This is a genomic window from Ruegeria sp. BG3 (assembly GCF_056538485.1).
Genome location: NZ_JBQFTE010000003.1, coordinates 272,208 through 290,667, shown reverse-complemented (window position 1 = coordinate 290,667; position 18,460 = coordinate 272,208). Strand labels below are relative to the sequence as shown.

The window sequence follows — 18,460 nt, the reverse complement described above, 5'->3', positions numbered from 1 at the left end:
GTTAAGTGAAATTGTCATTCGAACGTCTCGGTCCCGTCGGGTTCGACGTGGTCAGCCTTGTTCATTTTCTGACGAAACGCCGCTAATTCCTGGTACATGCGCCGCCGCGCCCGGCTTTGGTTGCCCAGTGGGCGGTGTTCGGGCAGCGAATGCCAGGGGTTGATCCGCAGGTTCCGCGCAAAGGACATTTGGGCAGGCGTGTCGAAATCCTGTTGAGGGATATGGAGGCGAGCGACCGGTATCCAAGGCGATTTCTCTTCGGGCCACAGCACCGAAGCATCCTCGACGGGCATCAGGTGCGGGTCGGTCTGAATCTGAACCAGCATCTCGAACTCGGCGGGACCCGCGCGCAGGGCGCGCGCCATGTTGTCACGCAAGTAATTCGGGGGCACGCGTCCGAACGGGACACCGGGAATACCCATCGGCACATCCGTTAACGGCCTGTAAGAGTAGAGCATGGCCTGCCCTTCGCCCAGCAGATACGGCACGCAGCTATAGTAGCGTTGGCCCAGTGGATTGTACTGAGTTTCGTTCCACAGACCCTGCATGAGAAAATCGATCAGATGCGTATCCTTGGGGTTCAGAAAATACCAGATCGGCTCGTCAATGGTACTCCAATACTGCAGCTTGGCATTCTCTCGTACGTCCGGTGTGACGAATGTCGGCGTGACGACAGCGGGCCAGTCCTGCGTGAATTTCTCTTCGTCCATCAGCTTCGGGCCAGGCACGTCCATCAGTTTGACTGACATCGACCCGAACCCGACATCTCGGATATCTTCGGGCACGTCGGGGCCGGGCCCGGCAAAGCGGATATAGGCCGGATAGCTTCGTTCAACTGCGAACACACCTTTGCGCAGGTGCTCGGGCAAGTCGGCATTCACCGTAAAGGTCGCGCGTACTAGTCCATGCGTTTTTGTATTACCACCACGTTCGTAGGCGCCGGGCTGAAAATGCAGGTTCATCTGCTCGCGCATCTCATCGATGATCGTCTGCAACGCCTCTTCTTCCCAGTCGAATATCTTTTCCTCAGCCAGGCCAAGCCCGTGGTTTGGGCGCTTGCGGTTCTTGAGGCGCTGCAGGAACCGCGCCGCGGGATCACGTATGAGGCGGTTGAGCTGCGGGCGGAAAAACGGCTCGAGCCTGCGTTCGAAGTGCAGCCCGATCTGAAGCAGCGAATGCAAGAAACGGCGAATGACAAGAAGGATGGCGCGCATGAATATCTCCTAGTCTTTCTGCTCTGCGAGAAAGCGTATTGCGCGCAAGCTGGGCAAGAAGAAATAGCCGCCGCCCCTGACGGTCACGAATTGGGGCAGGCCTTCGAGCCGCTCTGCAATACCTGTCGCGCTCTGGATACTGAAACTGTCTGATGGCACACCACCGACGGGTTCACGGCTGCCAACAATCGGATCGGCCTCGCCATGCAGACCATCGAACGTAGGGGACGCCATCCATGCGTTCTGGACGAATTCGAACTGGCGCGTGATGTCGGCGCAGAGGCAGATGAAGTGCAGCCCCCTCGCCTCTTGGGTGTCAGGTTTGCCCGACAGCGCTTGCTCGGGCGACAGCGGCGACCCATAGGCCCGCCCACGACGGGCAAGACGGTGAAAGCGTGTCGATGCGACAAGATCGTGTCGGCCCGGCAGGCCATCACGTCTGCGCCGGAACCCGAGAGTGCTGGTTATCCAGGCCCATAGGCCATCAACGCCGGGTGGCTGGTCGCCGGTTCGTGGGTTCGCACGCCGGATATGGGCGCCGACCGGACATACGATGCCATCGACGTCATCCTCATAGGTGAAATCGTTTCCTTTTCGCCCACCCTCTATCTCGCGCCGGCCCCGGATCAAAGGCGTGCCGTCCCGCGCGCGGCCCACCATGGCGGTGGCCAAGGCCTCGCGCCGCGCCGCGTCGCCGTTTGCCGCCGTATCCAGATACTGCCAGAACCCCTCCACGTCCTGCTCCAGTTGGCGCAGGATCAGATAGCTACCGTTGCGCCCAAAGTCGCGATCCCCGTCGTCAGCATTGATCTGCGGCGCAGGTGAGACTTCCTTGTATTCATTGATGTGGCCCAAAACGATCTCACCCGGTGCGATCAAGTTGGCGTATTTCTCGCGGCCGTGCTTTGGCGGTGGGCTTTGTTGTTCCCAATCCACTTTTGGCTCACTGATACCGTCAGCAAATCCGAAAGGTTCAATACCGTCATTTGCGCGCGTCGGCAGTGCATGAACAATACCGAAGGCATCTTTGAAATTGCCACCCAGCAAAGTTGATTTCAGGGGTTCCAACCCACCCTCGCGCGCGTATAGCATCAACAGAACGTGGAGCTCGCCACCATCCCAGACCCAATTCTCCGGTGCGTTCCCGCCGGTGTCGCCAAGCCGCCTGGTGCGGCTTTCTTCGCCCGCTATCCCCGCCAGAAACGGTTGTGAAAATTGTGAAAGAACTTCACCCGGCAACCCAAGCGCCTGCAATCCGCTGGCTGTGAACGCGACCTGCAGCGCAGTCTCCGGTGGGGTGTCCATCCACTCGGCTGATGTGATCGGGGCAGTCGCCAGCCAATCCCGCGCAGCTTGTACGTTCGAGATGGTCAGCAATAGGAACTCGGCTTCGGTCAGATTGCCATGACCAAACCGGACCAAGCCCTGCATGTCGGAAAACTTGGGCCGTGTGACCGGGATATCCCCGTTCTGTGTCATATCTTTGCCAGCCATTTTCGCAATGCCCTGAGCCCGAGCGGCCGCCGCTCAAGCCCAGCGCGTATCTGAGAATGCCTGTCGAGGTCGATTGCCGTCAGACCGGGATAAGCCTTGTACCACACCAAAGTGGCTTGCTGACGGTTTCGCAGGAACCGCTTGAACTTGCTCTCTTGCTCGGCCCCATCCTTGATCAGAAACCGTGTGCTTGGATACCCGACACCATTCGAAAACACGAGGTTGAGCCCCCAGGCAACCTTGTTGACGAAATCGTCCATGTAGCTTTCCAACGCCCCGTCGTAATTGCTGCAAAACATCACGCGGCGCTTGTTGTCGAAATAAACCCAACGCGCGAAATGGATCGTCTGCACGCGAGTCAGATAACCGCGCGGAAAGATATGTTTGGCTGCGTAGTTCAGCAGATACAGCGCGACCGTCGTGATCGCGCGCCGGAAACCGCCGGGCTTTAGGTCGCCAACCGCCGAAAAAGGGTTGGTCACATCTTGATCTTCAAACGTGCCCATCTCAGCAATATGGGCATCGTCCGGGCGCGGCAGGATTTCGGGGTCCGACCGTTCAAGCCGACGTACCCACCAGAGCAGCAGCGGCGAAGCCAGCAGAACGAGCGGCGAAATAGCCAGCAGCACCATGGGCACCGCGATCTTTTCGATCCAATCGGCGGCAACCTGTAACAATGGCGCTGGCTGCGGAGGCGTCAGGCGGAGACGCCCTGCCCGCTGTTCGGTCGAGACGAATTCCTGCAAACGCTCGTGCAGCAGAATGGCATCATCCGTACCATGCGCGTCTACCAGCGCGCGCAATTCCGATTTCAGTGCCCGGGCAAGTGCCGCTTCTTCGTGAACCTGCTGCACGGTGCGGCCGCGCATGTTCACGTAGTTAGCGGCCTCAACCACGTTGTGCTGAGCCATCCAATCGCTAAGGTCCGTATCTTCGCGGAAGCTCTCGCAATGCGAAAAGATCCGCCGCAGTCCTTCACTCGCCTGATCTGCCAACTCGTCCAGAAAACTGTCCCGATCTCCGTCCATGTCGCCCAAAAAGGCCAGGTGCGGTGGAAATGGGCGCGCTTCTACATTGTAGGCTTCGATGTCGCGCCATGTATCTACCCGAGTAAGGAAGAACCGCGCGACGTGAAGGCGGTCAAACTCTGCAAAGGGCACAATTGGATTCTTCGGGTCCGCAATCCCGGGTTTGACGACCATTTCGGACAGCAGCGCGAGCAAATCATCAATCCGCCCTTCATCGACGGGGGCCAAAATCAGAAATGTGGTTTGCTGCGTCATGGCGGGACGAGTCTAACACACTTAGGGCGATGACGTTTCGACATTGAAGTCCAGCGCAAAATCGATCAATCGATTATCGTCCCAATAGACTTTCCCAAGATAGAGACCGGGACCAATGGCGCGTATTTCATCACGAATCCATTGGGCGAGAAGCGACGTGTCGGAGTAATCCAAAACGATGCATTCCTTTCCGTCGAGCCAGCTTTTGTCCGTGTATACTTTGGCCAGAATCGCATTCAGTCCGAACGGCAGAATGCGATTGCGCAAAACGCCCTTTTGCTGGTCGAAGACTTTGCCCTGCCAGGCAAAGCTGTTGATGAAGCGCGAGATCAGCGGAGTGAACCTGGTGCCCGGAGCCACAATGGCAGTCCCTTCAGCCTCACCGTCCGGAATATCCCCAGCCGCCACGCTAGAGAACAATTCGTCCAGTTCCTCCTGACTCAAGTCCATGAGGGATTCGACGCTATGTGCCATTGTGGCCTCCTTCCATGAAAGTGTGTTGTAGGGCGTCCTCCAGAATGACCTGCACGGCCTTTTCGACGACTATGTAAGCGAAAGATATGTGATATCACAAATTTTGGTGTGTTTCAAAACTGTCGCTATGAGTGGGTAGATTTAGCCATCGAGCTCATCAAATTGAAAGAATCTGCTTGCCGAAGTTCCAAGATCCCGCTTGCGAACCATGCTGTTGGTCTCGATGCCCGCAACTGTAGCCGCGGCTTAAATTATGCGTTAGAAACGGTTTTGATGAAGTAGACATGCCCTGATCTGTAGTGCTTCATGATCGCTCCACTCGTCCGCCGCACCGGCGTGTACTGCTATCAGTCGCGCTATCGACTGTGCCAGTGTTTGCGTGTTGTTGGGTACGCGTTGCCAAGGCCGAGCCTGTGTCGCGGGCTTAGGCTGGATGTCGGGAATTGGATCGAGTTGCTTCACCGTCGTTTTGCGCGGTACAGGCCTACCTTCGTATATCGTGTTCAGATTCCGATTCTACATCATCGCATGTGATCGGCGGGGCATTGTAGCATAACTCAAGCTCAAGGCGAGTCGGCCCCTTTTCCCCTCTGATCTCAAGCCATGCGATTGCTTTCGGCGGTAATGAGAGCACTGAAGCGGTTCATGAGTGCTACGCATACATGGGTTTCCGCGGTTTTTCGGTCAGGTCTATAGCTGCGATCTGCTCGCCGACTGCTCAAAGGCAACATATGTTCTAGTCCTTCCGGCTCTGAGCCGTACACTCTCACTGGCTTAACTAGACGCTAAAGTGTCATAAGTTGCAGAAAAAACCCTGATCCCGAAACTATAGTGCAATCGGTGAAATACCGCCCGCGAAAGCCGCCAGAATCGGTGCCGTTACTGCGAAGCCGGCTCTAAGGTAGTCCACCGCCCCTTCCTGAAGGCCCCTCGATGTTCTCCACGCCACCGAATCAAATTGCTCGCCAGATTGGCCAATTTGGCCCGCCTTCTCAGCTAAATTCTGAGTGCGGCCATCTAGAATTAACGCTACCGGCAAATAGTAGCTTAACATCAGTAAACTAAAATAAGTACCGCTGAACAATGCGGATGCCAGAACGAGAGCGCTGTAAGCGGCTTGTTCTGTCTCCTTAACTATCGGAAGAGGCCAGTACATCCAACTCGTCGCAAACAACATCCCAAACGTAAGCACGATGCTGGACAGGTACAGTTGTTGGCGCATTTGTTTGAGGTTTCGCGCCAAAAGTGCGGCTTGATCCTCAACATCATCACTGTCGCGTGTTTCCAGGCAGAGCACCATTCCCACGACCAACGCGCCGACAGAGAGGCCCGCAATGACGTTCATGACATCCAGTATGCGATTGAACAAAGCTATGGCGGGAATTTCGCCGCAGCGCCCCAAAAGCCAATAGTCTTCTGGTCGAGTACAACCGGGCAAACCGCCACGTGACAGCGCAGCCTCAAAAAAAGCGGCACCTAGGCGACGGTAAACCCTTGAGCCATCGGGGTTCAAGTTTTGCTGAATCGTTGGGAGAAGGGCTAGCAAAAGTATTGTTGCCAGGGTGATCATCGCTGCCGCCCTCGTTTTTGGCGAAGTTGGCCGGGCTAGGTTTCGAGCCAGCATTGCGACCGCAAAAAAGGCGAGCGACGCAAAAAACCATGTAGCCGCAAGAAATCTGTAGCGACCCACCGCCTCCAGCCAAGGGCGCTCAGTTTGAAGAATGTCTATAGGTACATCGATGTCAGTCGCTAGTAGGTGATTGGTAATGATAGAATGAAGCACGAAGATGATAACGGGAGCGAAGGCAATGCTGAAATAGCGAGTTTTCACCTCGCGGTTGACCAGTGCAGGATTTCGCTTCTTTTTAGTATTCATGAAGAACAGATATCATAGACGTGATACCTATTCTTCAATTAAGATGAACTACTCGCATGCCAAATTCAGCGAGGGATGTTCTGCAAACGCTTGGATGTCGAACAACTTGTACCGCGTAACGTTCAGTTTTGTCTCGTCGCCCGTTTGGATACAAGAACAATTGTTGCCAAGGCTTATCGACGATGTGCTGAGCGCTCGCAATTCGATAACGCACCAATTCTGCAACGCGAACCCTTAGACGCCGCCACGGTCGTCGAGCATCCAATCAATTACCCGGTCACTATTACTCATCGACGGAACGACTTTTTATTTTGCGCGAACCAAAGCGATCCAACCAACCATCTAACATCTGGAGGCAATGAAACTCACTACGGGAGTTTTTGGTATAAAGTCATTGGCAGGCCGCCAACCCAACTCAGTGGTCACTATTGGTCGACCCGCAAAATGAATAGGTCAATTACACTAGTTAGGTAGCAATTTCTTGTAGTTCGACGACTACATAGAAGGTCGTTGCAATTGGAACTCCAGCCAACACCTGAGGTATTGTAGATACACCAGAACTTGTGCTTATCGTCAATGCCCGCTTGTGTTAGGTTTTTGAGATCACTTTGCGCCAATTGCGAAAGTCGGCTTTCCGCCCTGTTTTCAAGTTCGTTTTACCGATAACCGTAGCAATAGACGATCAAGTTCATTGTTTTGCTCCGGCTCGAGCTCGGATCTTAGTCCCTGCATAGTCGGCGCCCTCCCCAACGCTTGTCGTTCACGCTTTGGATGGAAAACAGGTTCTTTCGGCGTTTTAGAATGGTTACTATCAGCCCGTAGTTTTTCGGCCTAAAGCAATAGAAGCAGCGCGGTAGGGCCGTTCCATTGAGTTGACGCTGCAACGGTTTGGTTGTGCCGGGTACGCTGTATTGGAAAAGAGGCCTATAGGCACGCGGCCCAGCCGGACTGGTTTCATCAGATCATCGGCCAATGCTATAGTGAGGTCTCGGAATTCGCATTTTTTGTTGGTACTTGATCGCTCCGACAAGCTCTTCTAAAGTGCCATTTCCAAGTGGCGTACCTCATTCCAAGCTATCTGCGCATTTTGGTTTTCGCGCAGCTGCAAGACCGTCGAAGAAGACATGTCGGGTAATCCAAGCTGTGTCGAATAGAATCAGCCGCAATTATTACATGCGAAACGATATTGCTGCCGTCGAATACGAATGCCGGTTCTGCATCGCGATCATGGCATTTTACGCAATGGGTGGTAAGCAGCCTCCTAAGAGCCACACAGAACGTGTGGGTGATCATCCTCCAAGCCAATCGCATGAATTGGTCATGGCCGTTGAGCTGGTCGCGAAGCAGGCAGCGCGGACACCATGCAAACGAAGGCGATTTGCTGAAGCAGTCTGAGCCCAGATGATTTCCCACTGCCCGCCTCAGCCACTTGGTGTGAACCCTGTGGTTTGTACTTGGAAAGGTTAGCAGTTCCAGCCTGCGTTGTTCCGGGTCCCGTGCATCGTTCAAGCCAGCCAAAAAGACAACATGATCCATTGTATCTAGACCTGCGGGGAGTCTCGCGAAACTCTTATGATTCGCTGACGGGAACCGCTCCCCAAGATAGGACAAAGGATCACTAGAATTCATCGAAGCCGCGCGACCTACGAACGAATTCAAGCTCTCCATCCATAGGTTCAAAACCTTATGGAAGCTGTGAGTTCTCCAACAATACTGGATCCACCACCAAAGGTTGATTGAAATTCACCGCTGAAGCCTACCGACCTATTTCCATCTGCAGAAATATGTTCAAGCGTAAAGCCAAGAAACCCAGCAGCTGCATCTTCTGTGGACGCTACGAAAGAAAAGGGCGTCGCCGCTACGATCGCGTCTACATCATCGGACCCTGCATCGAAAGTTGCGTCAATTCCGACTGCCCAGTTCAGGTAGGTGCTCGATCCATTTGCACCCTCATAGAGGCGGGGCAAGTTCAATTGAGCCCGCGTGTTGAAGACCGAGACGTTCCGATCTTCGACCGTTAGGGGGAACGCGGTTCCTGTTTCGGTATACTCGTCAAGTTTCAGAAATACATAGCTTGCGCGAGCACTGAAGAAGGCAGGAATTGGCAAAGCGTTGATAGGGGCCGAGATCGAAAGCGATGGAGAAACGAACGTCCCATCAAAATCGCCCTGCGCTTCGCCGCCATCAACGTTTCGAGTCACTTCATTGTCGGTTATGCCAGCAAGAAGAGCTGCGTTGATGCTATATTGTCCGTAGTCCCTTTCGAGGTAAACGCCGCCAAAATATGACTTGATATCAGTATCACCTGCATCCTGATCCAGCGAGATGCGGCTATCGTCATACCCAACAAGAATGCCAAAATCGCTGTTTCCGATAAGCTCATTCGTTTCAGCACCAATCACAAAACCGTACATTCTATGGCTGAAACCAAGACTTGAGCCTTCTTCTTCAACATCGCGATCTCCGCCGAAGGCTGTACCCCAAACATAGGGACCACCATCCTGTTCGGCATACCCGAAGGCACTCCGGTTCCTGCTGACCTGACCATCGGATGAGCCAAAGTCATAGGGGCTGGCGGTTTCAATCGTATTGAACACTGCGTCGGTCAGATCGCTGATAAAGGTGCCTTGGGCCACAAATCCTGTCGTATCCACCGAAACCGCCGTGAGGCCATTGTTGATCAAAACGCCTGCACCATCGAAATTGACGACTTCGGGGGCGGACGCAAGATCACTATCTCTACCCGATGCATCTGCAAAGTTAACAATCGCATTCACCCCGGGCGCAAAGTTCAGCGTGTCAATGTCATTCGGGTTCGTGCCCCCGATGCCATCATTGCCATTGCCGAAATCGACCGAACCGGTCAGGGCTGAGCCGGGTTCGAGCGTCAACGTGTCGTTCCCGTCCCCGCCGAATACGATGGAAAAGCCTTCGCGACCGGTGATGCGAGCCGAGTTTGTGATGGTTGCGGCGGCATTGTTGTCACGATCTTCGACTTCGATACCGTATTCGAACGCATCAATATTTCCTGTGTTCACAATGGTGATCCAACCCGTTCCATCTACGTCCACTTCGATCCCGTTATTGTCCAGCGAACGCAACGCCCCGCTATTGGTGACCCTCGCGTTTCCATCACCGTTTAGCTCAATATCGATCGCGTCGGAATCGGCGGTAAGCTGGGCAGAATTTTCAATGCTGACGTTGCCACTTCCTTCGACATCCACTTCAATCGCATCGTCTTCGCGAGAGGTAACCTGACCCGAGTTTTCTATGAAGACATCGCCGTCTCCGAAGACTTCGGCGTCAATTCCCTCGTCGTTTCTGGCGGTTATGGATGCGGAATTTGTAATGCGTATATTTCCGTTGTCGGTCACATGGGCAAAGATTCCGTCAACTTCGGCATCGATGGTGCCGGTTGCCGAAATGGCAATATCGCCGCTTCCGTCAATTTCCGCGTTGATGCCGTCAATGCCATCAGCCGCTATATCACCAGACGCTTCAACCGAGATGATTCCGTCACCAGCCACAAAACTCCGGATCCCGTGTTCGTTTGCATCGATATCGCCATTCATCGTGATCGAGATATTGCCGTCTCCATCAACTTCGGCTTCGATACCGTCATCCGAACCAGCGCGAATATCGCCCGTGACCTGAATACTGATATCGCCGGAATCCTCGGCATCTGCGTCAATGCCAATAGCGCTGCCAGAGATATTGCCCGCCACTGTGACGTCAATTACGCCTCCGGGGCTGCCGGTTTCCACATCAATCGCATCACTGTCGCGGGATTCAATATCGCCCGTCGCATCGACGGTTACGTTCCCGTCCTCTGCGTTGGCGAAGATCGCATGTTCTTCATCAGCCGAAATGTTGCCGTTGGAGGTGATCGTTACGTTGCCCGTTCCATTGGCTGCACCGTAAATCCCATATTCCCTGCCGGTAACATGCCCGGAGCTGTCGATGACGACGTCACCCACGCCATTCACCGTTGCGTTGATGCTGTCGCCTGCTGCTTCACCGCTGATGTTGCCCCGGTTCGTAATGGAAATGTCGCCGTCATTGGTCACAAGCGCGCGGATGGCGTCCCGTGCCGACGAAATGTTGCCCGAAGAGGTGACATTGATATCACCCTCTCCGCCCCTCTGGCGGGCAAAGATACCATCCGCATTGTTCCCGGTTGTCGTGATATTTCCGGTCGAACGGATTGTGATAGAACCGTCGCCGTCGTCCTGCCGGGCAAAGATCCCTCGGGCGTTGTTTCCGGTAGTCGAGAGGTCGCCCTCAGATTCAACGGTGATATCCCCGTCGCCGCCATTTTGACGCGCTAAGATACCATCAGCGTTATTCCCGGACGTCGTGATGTTTCCGGTTGAACGGATTGTGATAAATCCATCGCCGTTGTCTTGCCGGGCAAATATCCCGCGGGCGTTTCTACGGGTAGTCGAGAGGTCGCCCTCGGACTCAACCGTAATATTCCCTTCGCCGCCATTTTGGCGCGCCAAGATGGCATTCGAGTTGTTGCCTTCTGTTGTGATATTTCCCGTCGATTGGATCGCGATATCGCCATCGTCATCGCTTTGCTGTCCAACTATCCCGCCAGAGTTGTTAGCTTCCGTAGAGATATTGCCATCCGACACCACCGAGACATCCCCTTCGCCGCCACTCTGAAGAGCGGTGATGCCTGTAGACCGACTTCCAGCTGTGCTGATGTCGCCCACTGAGTTGACTGATACCGCGCCGTCTCCACCGTCTTGATTGGCGTTAATTCCGTCTGAACGGCTGCCCGATGTGCTGATCCGACCATCCGATACGACTGACACATTGCCATCACTACCTTGTTGAGTGACGCCGATTCCGACGCTTCGGCTGCGTCCGGATGTTGTAACGTTGCCAGTCGAGTTCACCGAAACGGTGCCGTCACCCTCAAGTTCGGATCGAATACCAAAGGAGCGCCGTCCGTTTGTTGCAATGTCGCCGGTCGAAGTGATCGAAACTTCCCCGGCGCCGTTTGCATCTACAACAATCCCATCCGCGCCATTGCCCGTGGTAACAATTCCGCCGGTTCCATTCGTCTGGATACTAAGGGTTGCGTTCCCTGATGGTGTGGCAAAGGCAACGCCGTCGGTTCCACCGCCAGGTGCAATTCCAGGTGCAGTAACACTATTGATATTGAGCGTTTCGATTGTGGGTCCGCTTGCCTGAACACCCGTAGAAACATCTCCCGTGCAGGTGGCGACGTCCCCCGCAACAGTGCACGGACCGCTAGACGGAGGAACAACCGTTTGTGCGCCTAATGGAGTTGCCACTCCGATCGTTGCCCCCAAAGCTACCGCGCTAGCCGCAACCGGAACCGCGAAGACGCAAAATAAGGCAGGTCTAACCCGATGGTTGTTATTGGACTGTGCTTTGGAAAGCGCCGCCGCATGACGGCGCGCTCTACGGTTCAAACCGCATACTCGAAACATCTTGTTCACCACTTAAGGGTGGTTTGGAAACCACTACCATTTTTTTGCGCGGAGCTCTCCGCGCATATGTCAGAGGCAAAAAAATGATGGCTTTTTGATGTTCCAATTAACGATGTATTAACAAACTTCTGAATGGCCTTTTGTATGATGCAATTTGAACACATGTATGATCTGAAAAAACCGATAAGCGGCAGCTTTGAACCGTCTTTTGTCACGTCAAGGGCCGCAATGCGTGCTTCGGATCAGTTAAGCCGTTACGCGGTATTTGCCATTTTAAGCTCGATACAGCCGTTCGCCGCGAAACGCATGGAGTTCTGAGAAGGGTTCAGAGCATCCGATCGCTACGGAGCGGTCCAGTATTGTTTATCAAGTGACGGCTCTTCGCTAAATTCGGCCGTTCATCGGAATTCAGTGTATGTCGGCAATGCGGGCAAATCAGACGTCTGCTGCCGCACAGCAGTAGGCAGTGATCTGAACGTCTGCTACGCGGACGTAATCAGCAAACAGATCCAGCAAAACAACGTGTCCTCAAGACTTCAGCTTATGGCTTGGACTACTCACCCAACGGCTTCAACGTGTTCTTTTCGCGCAAGTCAATGGATTTACTAGCGCAGCAATTTATTGCTTTGGACAAGTTCATAGAATGCACTTTCTTGTCTGACTAACGTGGAAAACACGAACTAGATCGCAAGGTATTCCTCGCGAAGGTTGCTGTCCTCAAGTACCTCTTTAGCGGTACCATCAAATACTATCGTTCCGGTATCTAGTATGATCGCACGGTCTGCCAATTCCAAAGCGCGTACGGCGTTCTGCTCAACAATGATCGTGGTCATACCCTGTTGCTTGACGTGAATGAGAGTCTTTTCGATTTCATCTACGATAACGGGCGCCAATCCTTCATATGGTTCATCCAAGAGCAGGACCTTGATGTCCCTTGCCAAGGCTCTGGCGATTGACAGCATTTGCTGTTCACCTCCTGACAGCGTAATCCCCTCTTGTTTTCTGCGTTCTCCCAAACGTGGGAATAGCTCGTAAAGCCGTTCTAGTGACCATCCGATTGGCGGGGCAATTTGGGCAAGCTGTAGGTTTTCTTCAACGGTAAGGCCAGGAATAATGCGCCTATCTTCCGGTACAAGACCTAGGCCTGCCGCCGCGGCTTCGTAGCTACTCATGTTGTGTAAGGGCTTATGATCTAGCCAAATTTCGCCATGTCTTACTTCGGGTTCTCCAACTCTCGCTATCGAACGAAGTGTTGAGGTTTTACCCGCACCATTGCGCCCAAGAAGAGCAAGAATTTCACCTTCATGCACATTGAAGCTGACGCCTTGCACGATGTAGCTTTCTCCATAGTAGGAATGCATATCCCAAACGGAGAGAAACGCAGGGGCGGTGCTGGCTAAATTGGCATTTTTCGAAAAGTCAGGTTTCTCGTTCATAGCTTTTCCTTACGCAGCCTCGCCCAGATAGGCCTCACGAACCTTCGGGTTCCCGCGGATGTTTTCGGGAGTGTCTTCAACCAATGGAGTACCCTGAGCCAGAACTGTGATACGTTCGGCAAGACTGAAGACCACATGCATGTCATGCTCGATGATCGCGATTGTGATGTCGCGCTCATCCTTAATTTGTTTAAGTAGGTCGATTGTGTTGTTTGTATCCGCCCTCGCCATCCCCGCCGTGGGTTCATCCAGCAGCAAAAGCCGTGGGTTTTGGCTGAGACACATACCAATCTCAAGCCGCCGCTTGTCACCACGCGACAGCGAGGCCGCATGCATTTGGCGTTTGTCCGCCATGTTCATCTCTTCCAGCATGGCTTCGGCTTGTTCGACGATCTCGCGTTCGTTTGCGATGGTCTCGTATGCATGCATCCGAAATGCACCGTCCCGCATTGCGAAAATCGGGATCAACATGTTTTCCATAACCGTCAGCTCACCAAAAATCTCCGGTGTCTGGAACACGCGGCTAATACCCATCTGGTTAATCTGGAAGGGTTCAAGGCCTAACACCGAGGCGTTGTCGAACAGTACGTATCCTGTGTCTGGCATAAGTTTGCCCACCAGACAGTTAAGCAAAGTCGACTTCCCAGCACCATTTGGTCCGATGATCGCGTGAACTGAGTTTTCCTCTACACTTAGGTTTACGTCCGTCAATGCCTTGAGGCCGCCGAAGCGCTTGCTGACGTCTTTGACTTTTAGAATTGCCATCGCTTGCCCCTTATTCCGCTGGTTCCGTCTTGCCTGACTTTGCATTGTCGGCTTTTGATTTCTTGCGCTTCATCCGGTTAAGCAAACGCTGACCACCTTCGACAAGGCCACCCGGCAGGTAGATCACGACCAGCATGAAAAGGATGCCAAGCGTCAGATGCCAACCTTTTCCAATGAACGGATGGATCACGAATACGACCGCGTCCTCCAAACCGTCAGGCAGGAATGCAAACCAACTGTGCAACACATTGTCGTTGATCTTCGAGAAAATATTCTCGAAGTATTTGATAAAGCCCGCACCGAGTACTGGCCCGATCAAAGTGCCCGTACCACCGAGGATCGTCATCAAAACGACCTCACCCGAAGCGGTCCACTGCATACGCTCTGCGCCTGCCAGCGGGTCCATTGCGGCCATCAGACCGCCAGCTAGACCGGCATACATGCCAGAGATAACAAACGCCGCCAATGTGTAGGGCTTTGAGTTTAGGCCGGTATAGTTCATCCGTTGCTGGTTTGATTTGACAGCCCTAAGCATCATGCCAAAGGGCGAGCGGAAGATGCGGATGGACAGGTAGAATACCACCATCATGACTATCGCACACAGATAGTATCCCGCGTTAAAATCAAAACTCCAAGCTCCCACGTCCATAGTATAGGTTGCGCGCATCGGCAGCCCGAATAGATGTGGCAGGTCCGGTGAGTTGGCACCTTGCAAGATTTGTGGATCGTCTGCGTAGACCTGCAGACCAGTTTCACCGTTGGTTAGGTTGAACTTGGGATTCGACAGGACAGAGTAGGCCAATGCGAAACTCATTTGCGCAAAAGCCAGAGTCAGGATCGAAAAGTAGATGCCCGACCGACGCAGACTGACATAACCAATCAGCAGTGAGAACACTCCAGCGACCACAACACTGAGCGCGATAGCCGGAATGATATTGTAGCTCAGCAACTTGAACATCCATACGGCTGAATACGATCCGACACCCAAAAAGGCTGCGTGACCGAATGACAGGTAGCCTGTAAGGCCGAACAGAATGTTGAACCCGATGGCAAAGATGCCAAAGATCACGAAGCGCTGCATCAAGTCCGGATAACCCGCGTTGAATTGCGCCATGGCGCTGCCTTCTGGGAACGGGTTCAGGATGAACGGGGCCAGCAGAGTGAGAAGGCCGACGATGATCAGAAGGCTGGTGTCTTTTTTGTTCAATCCAAACATCGATTATTCCTCCATCACGCCTTTGCGTCCCATCAACCCACGCGGGCGTGTCAGAAGCACAATGATGGCAACAAGGTAGATGATGATTTGGTTAATCCCGGGGATAGTTGTGGTGGCCCAGGTTGTTGAAGCAAAACTCTCCAGGATGCCCAAAAGAAAGCCAGCCAGCACGGCTCCGGGCAGTGAGCCCATGCCGCCGACAACAACCACAACGAAGCTTAGGACCAGAAAGTCCATACCCATGTGATAATTTGGCGGATTTAAGGGCCCGTACATTACACCGGCCAAACCGGCCACCGCTGCGGCGATACCGAACATAATCGTAAAGCGCCGGTCGATATTGATACCCAGCAAACCTACGGTCTCGCGGTCCGCCATTCCGGCGCGCACGACCATACCGAACGTAGTAAATTGCAGGAATGAGAAAACAGCACCGATAATCGCAACGGCAAATCCGAAGTACACAAGACGCCAAATTGGATAGATTATGGCGTTAGGGTCAAAGCCAACCATTATGCCAAGATCGATGGAACCGCTCAACGCGTCAGGCGGTGGAGTTTGGATTGGATTGGCGCCGAAGAAATACTTCACGATTTCCTGCAACACGATCGCCAGACCAAACGTTACAAGGATCTGGTCAGCGTGAGGACGCTTGTAGAAGTGCTTGATTAACCCGCGTTCCATCACGTAGCCCACTGCTAACATGATCGGGATCGCGAACAGGACAGCCAGTGGAACAGACCAATCGATGATCGTCGCACCGGTCTCTGGGCCGAACCAAGCCTCGACGTAGGGTGTTTCAACCTTCAGCGGGTTACCTAGGAAGTCGGTCTGACTCTCGTCGATGGTCACAAAGCTCAGGTTCATGAGCTTTTGCAGAGTAACGGCACAGAACGCACCGATCATGAACAGTGCGCCATGGGCGAAGTTCACGACGCCCAGCGTACCAAAAATGAGCGTCAGCCCCAGCGCAATCAACGCATAGGCCGACCCTTTGTCCAGACCGTTCAAAATTTGCAATAGGATGGCGTCCATTGGCCCCACCTCAGGATTGGTCAGTGTGAATAGAGTGGTGTAACAGGATCAACCCTGTTGCAGATGTCTGGCCACCGCTGTGGCGGCCAGACTCAGACACGCGGAATTACGCGCCTGGATTACACTCACCCAGTGAGCCACCCGAGAACATTGGATGCTCTGGGTCGTATTCGACCTGCGCACGTGGCGTGATCTCGACGATTTCCAGAGTGTCATAGGCGTTGGTCGGGTTTTCGTTGCCACGCACAACCAACACGTCTTTGAAGCACTGGTGGTCGGCGCCGCGATACCAGGTCGGGCCGTTGCCCAGACCGTCGAACTCGAAGTCTTCCAGAGCTTCAACAACACCGCATGGGTTGAATGTACCAGCACGCTCACAGGCATCCGCGTAAAGCAGAACTTGTGCATAGCAGGTCTGTGCAGAGTTGGACGGCGGTTTGCCGTACTTCTCACCAAAGGACTTCACAAAGGCCTTGGTGCCCTCATCTTGCAGCTGCCAGTTCCAGTTCATGGAACCCAGCACGCCCTTGATGTTCTCGCCCGCACCAGCGGCCATCAGTTCCGAATATAGCGGAACGACGATCTTGAAGTCCTTTCCGTTGGCAACTTTGTCGAGCAAGCCGAACTGAATCGCATTGGTGAGCGAGTTCACCATGTTGCCGCCGTAGTGGTTCAGAACCAGAACATCAGCACCCGAGTTCAATACGGGGGTGATGTAGGACGAGAAGTCCGTCGAGGCGAGCGGTGTCTTGACAGTGTTGACAGTTTCCCATCCCAAGGCTTCGGTCGAAGCAACAATCGACTCCTCCTGGGTCCAACCCCAGTTGTAGTCAGCCGTCAAGTGATAGGCACGGCGCTCTTTACCCATCTCGGCGGCCAACACCGGCGCGAGCGCAGCTCCTGACATGTATGCGTTGAAGAAATGACGGAAACCATTGGCCTTCTTGTCTTTGCCAGTCGTGTCGTTGGCGTGGGTCAGGCCTGCCATAAAGATCACGCCTGCTTCTTGACAGAGGCCCTGCACAGCAACGGCTACGCCCGATGACGAGCCGCCGTTGATCATGATGGCACCGTCTTTTTCGATCATCGACTTCGCCGATGCACGTGCAGCGTCTGATTTAGTCTGCGTGTCGCCTGTGACGAATTCGACCTTCTTGCCAAGGATACCGTTACCTTTCAGCGCCTTCGAGGTGAATGTATTCAAGCAACCGCCATCTCCCTCACCATTGAGATGTTCGACGGCCAACTGTTGCGCCAGTAGCTCGTCATTACCCTCTTCAGCATACGGACCGGTCTGGGGAACGTTGAAACCCAGGGTTACGGAACCTCCAGTAGGTTCGTTGGTGTAAGCAGCAGCCGACGAAGCCGTAAAGATCGTAGGCAGGGCCAGACCGGTACCTGCGACGGCACCAGACTTCAACACGCCGCGGCGTGTGACAGATTTATTGGTCATTAATTCCTCCCATTTCCCTTTCTTTCGTCGTTTGGCTCCTCTTCCAGCAGACGAAAGCGCACTTATGTGCAAATCAATAATGGAAAGCCGAAGGAAAATTTCACAACAAATTACTGAAATTGAAATAATATTGTGTCAACTTATTTGCATATTTGATTTTTTTTTGTAAAAAAATTAAATTTTCGATAAGTTATCGAACTATATTTCCGCCGGTTAGATGAAAATAAGTTCTTTTGCTTCTCCGCCGTCAATATTTTCGCCCACTTTGGCGGGCAGTAGCTAAAGGTAGTTCGCAAGTTCGAGGCAGTCTTCGGTGTTCAAATTCGGCACAAGGCGTTCTAATTCACTCACCAGAGCCTGCTAACCGAGATGTCCGGTTTGCGCTCGTAGCGGTCATTCACTGCAATCGGCATGAGTATTCGCTTTGCGGACAAAGTTCGTTTTGCGGACATAATTCGCTTTGGATTAAATAGCTTTCTTTCAATTGAAAACACTATGCATTTGCGGCAGTCACTAGTTTTGACGCATTGGATTTCAGTGGGTCGGTTTTATAGAAAAAGACGGCTAAACTCTAAACAGCCCTTTTCGCTTCGACCAATTCAGATAGCCGAGACCGCAACCAACCCGAAATTCAGCCATGGTTGAATGTGCGGCCGTTTTCGCGAACTTTAAGTCGGTGCTTGGTTGGTTGGTCTCGGGCTTAGCAATAGAGGTGCATAGCCCGCGTGAGCTACATCGAGATCGCCTCA

General features: G+C 53.4%; 12 protein-coding genes. All 12 read right to left on the bottom strand.

Annotated elements, in window-relative coordinates; genetic code table 11:
• Positions 1-14: 14 nt before the first annotated feature.
• The 12 genes from ACR0AI_RS07220 to ACR0AI_RS07165 all read right to left on the bottom strand — a co-directional run bounded on the left by ACR0AI_RS07220 (position 15) and on the right by ACR0AI_RS07165 (position 17,711).
• Positions 15-1,214, bottom strand: coding sequence for a catalase family protein (locus tag ACR0AI_RS07220; RefSeq protein WP_480672784.1), 1,200 nt, complete (start codon positions 1,212-1,214; stop codon positions 15-17).
• A 9-nt stretch (positions 1,215-1,223) separates the two neighbouring features.
• Positions 1,224-2,708 (bottom strand): Dyp-type peroxidase, encoded by a 1,485-nt coding sequence (locus tag ACR0AI_RS07215; RefSeq protein ID WP_480701286.1) that lies wholly within the window; start codon positions 2,706-2,708, stop codon positions 1,224-1,226.
• Complete coding sequence (locus tag ACR0AI_RS07210; protein WP_480672780.1) at positions 2,690-3,991, bottom strand: hypothetical protein; 1,302 nt, start codon at positions 3,989-3,991, stop codon at positions 2,690-2,692. The genes ACR0AI_RS07215 and ACR0AI_RS07210 overlap by 19 nt, the downstream gene beginning before the upstream one ends.
• A 21-nt stretch (positions 3,992-4,012) precedes the next feature.
• Complete coding sequence (locus ACR0AI_RS07205; RefSeq protein ID WP_480672778.1) at positions 4,013-4,465, bottom strand: hypothetical protein; 453 nt, start codon at positions 4,463-4,465, stop codon at positions 4,013-4,015.
• A gap of 826 nt (positions 4,466-5,291) precedes the next feature.
• The gene (locus ACR0AI_RS07200; RefSeq protein WP_480672776.1) at positions 5,292-6,341 is read right to left on the bottom strand and encodes a hypothetical protein; all 1,050 of its coding nucleotides are present in this window, start codon (positions 6,339-6,341) and stop codon (positions 5,292-5,294) included.
• Between the two features lie 1,074 nt (positions 6,342-7,415).
• Positions 7,416-8,009, bottom strand: coding sequence for a TniQ family protein (locus tag ACR0AI_RS07195; protein ID WP_480672774.1), 594 nt, complete (start codon positions 8,007-8,009; stop codon positions 7,416-7,418).
• Between the two features lie 8 nt (positions 8,010-8,017).
• Positions 8,018-11,788 carry an autotransporter domain-containing protein gene (locus tag ACR0AI_RS07190; protein ID WP_480701284.1) on the bottom strand — a complete coding sequence of 1,257 codons (3,771 nt, stop codon included), beginning with the start codon at positions 11,786-11,788 and terminating at the stop codon, positions 8,018-8,020.
• Between the two features lie 698 nt (positions 11,789-12,486).
• Complete coding sequence (locus ACR0AI_RS07185; protein WP_425084939.1) at positions 12,487-13,242, bottom strand: ABC transporter ATP-binding protein; 756 nt, start codon at positions 13,240-13,242, stop codon at positions 12,487-12,489.
• A gap of 9 nt (positions 13,243-13,251) precedes the next feature.
• Positions 13,252-14,007, bottom strand: a complete 756-nt coding sequence (locus ACR0AI_RS07180; RefSeq protein ID WP_480672769.1) for an ABC transporter ATP-binding protein — start codon at positions 14,005-14,007, stop codon at positions 13,252-13,254.
• Positions 14,008-14,017: 10 nt separating this feature from the next.
• Entirely contained in the window at positions 14,018-15,223 is a 1,206-nt protein-coding gene (locus ACR0AI_RS07175) for a branched-chain amino acid ABC transporter permease (RefSeq protein WP_480672767.1), read from the bottom strand.
• Positions 15,224-15,226: 3 nt separating this feature from the next.
• Complete coding sequence (locus tag ACR0AI_RS07170; protein WP_170764849.1) at positions 15,227-16,258, bottom strand: branched-chain amino acid ABC transporter permease; 1,032 nt, start codon at positions 16,256-16,258, stop codon at positions 15,227-15,229.
• A gap of 106 nt (positions 16,259-16,364) precedes the next feature.
• Complete coding sequence (locus tag ACR0AI_RS07165; RefSeq protein ID WP_170659324.1) at positions 16,365-17,711, bottom strand: substrate-binding protein; 1,347 nt, start codon at positions 17,709-17,711, stop codon at positions 16,365-16,367.
• Positions 17,712-18,460 lie beyond the last annotated feature (749 nt).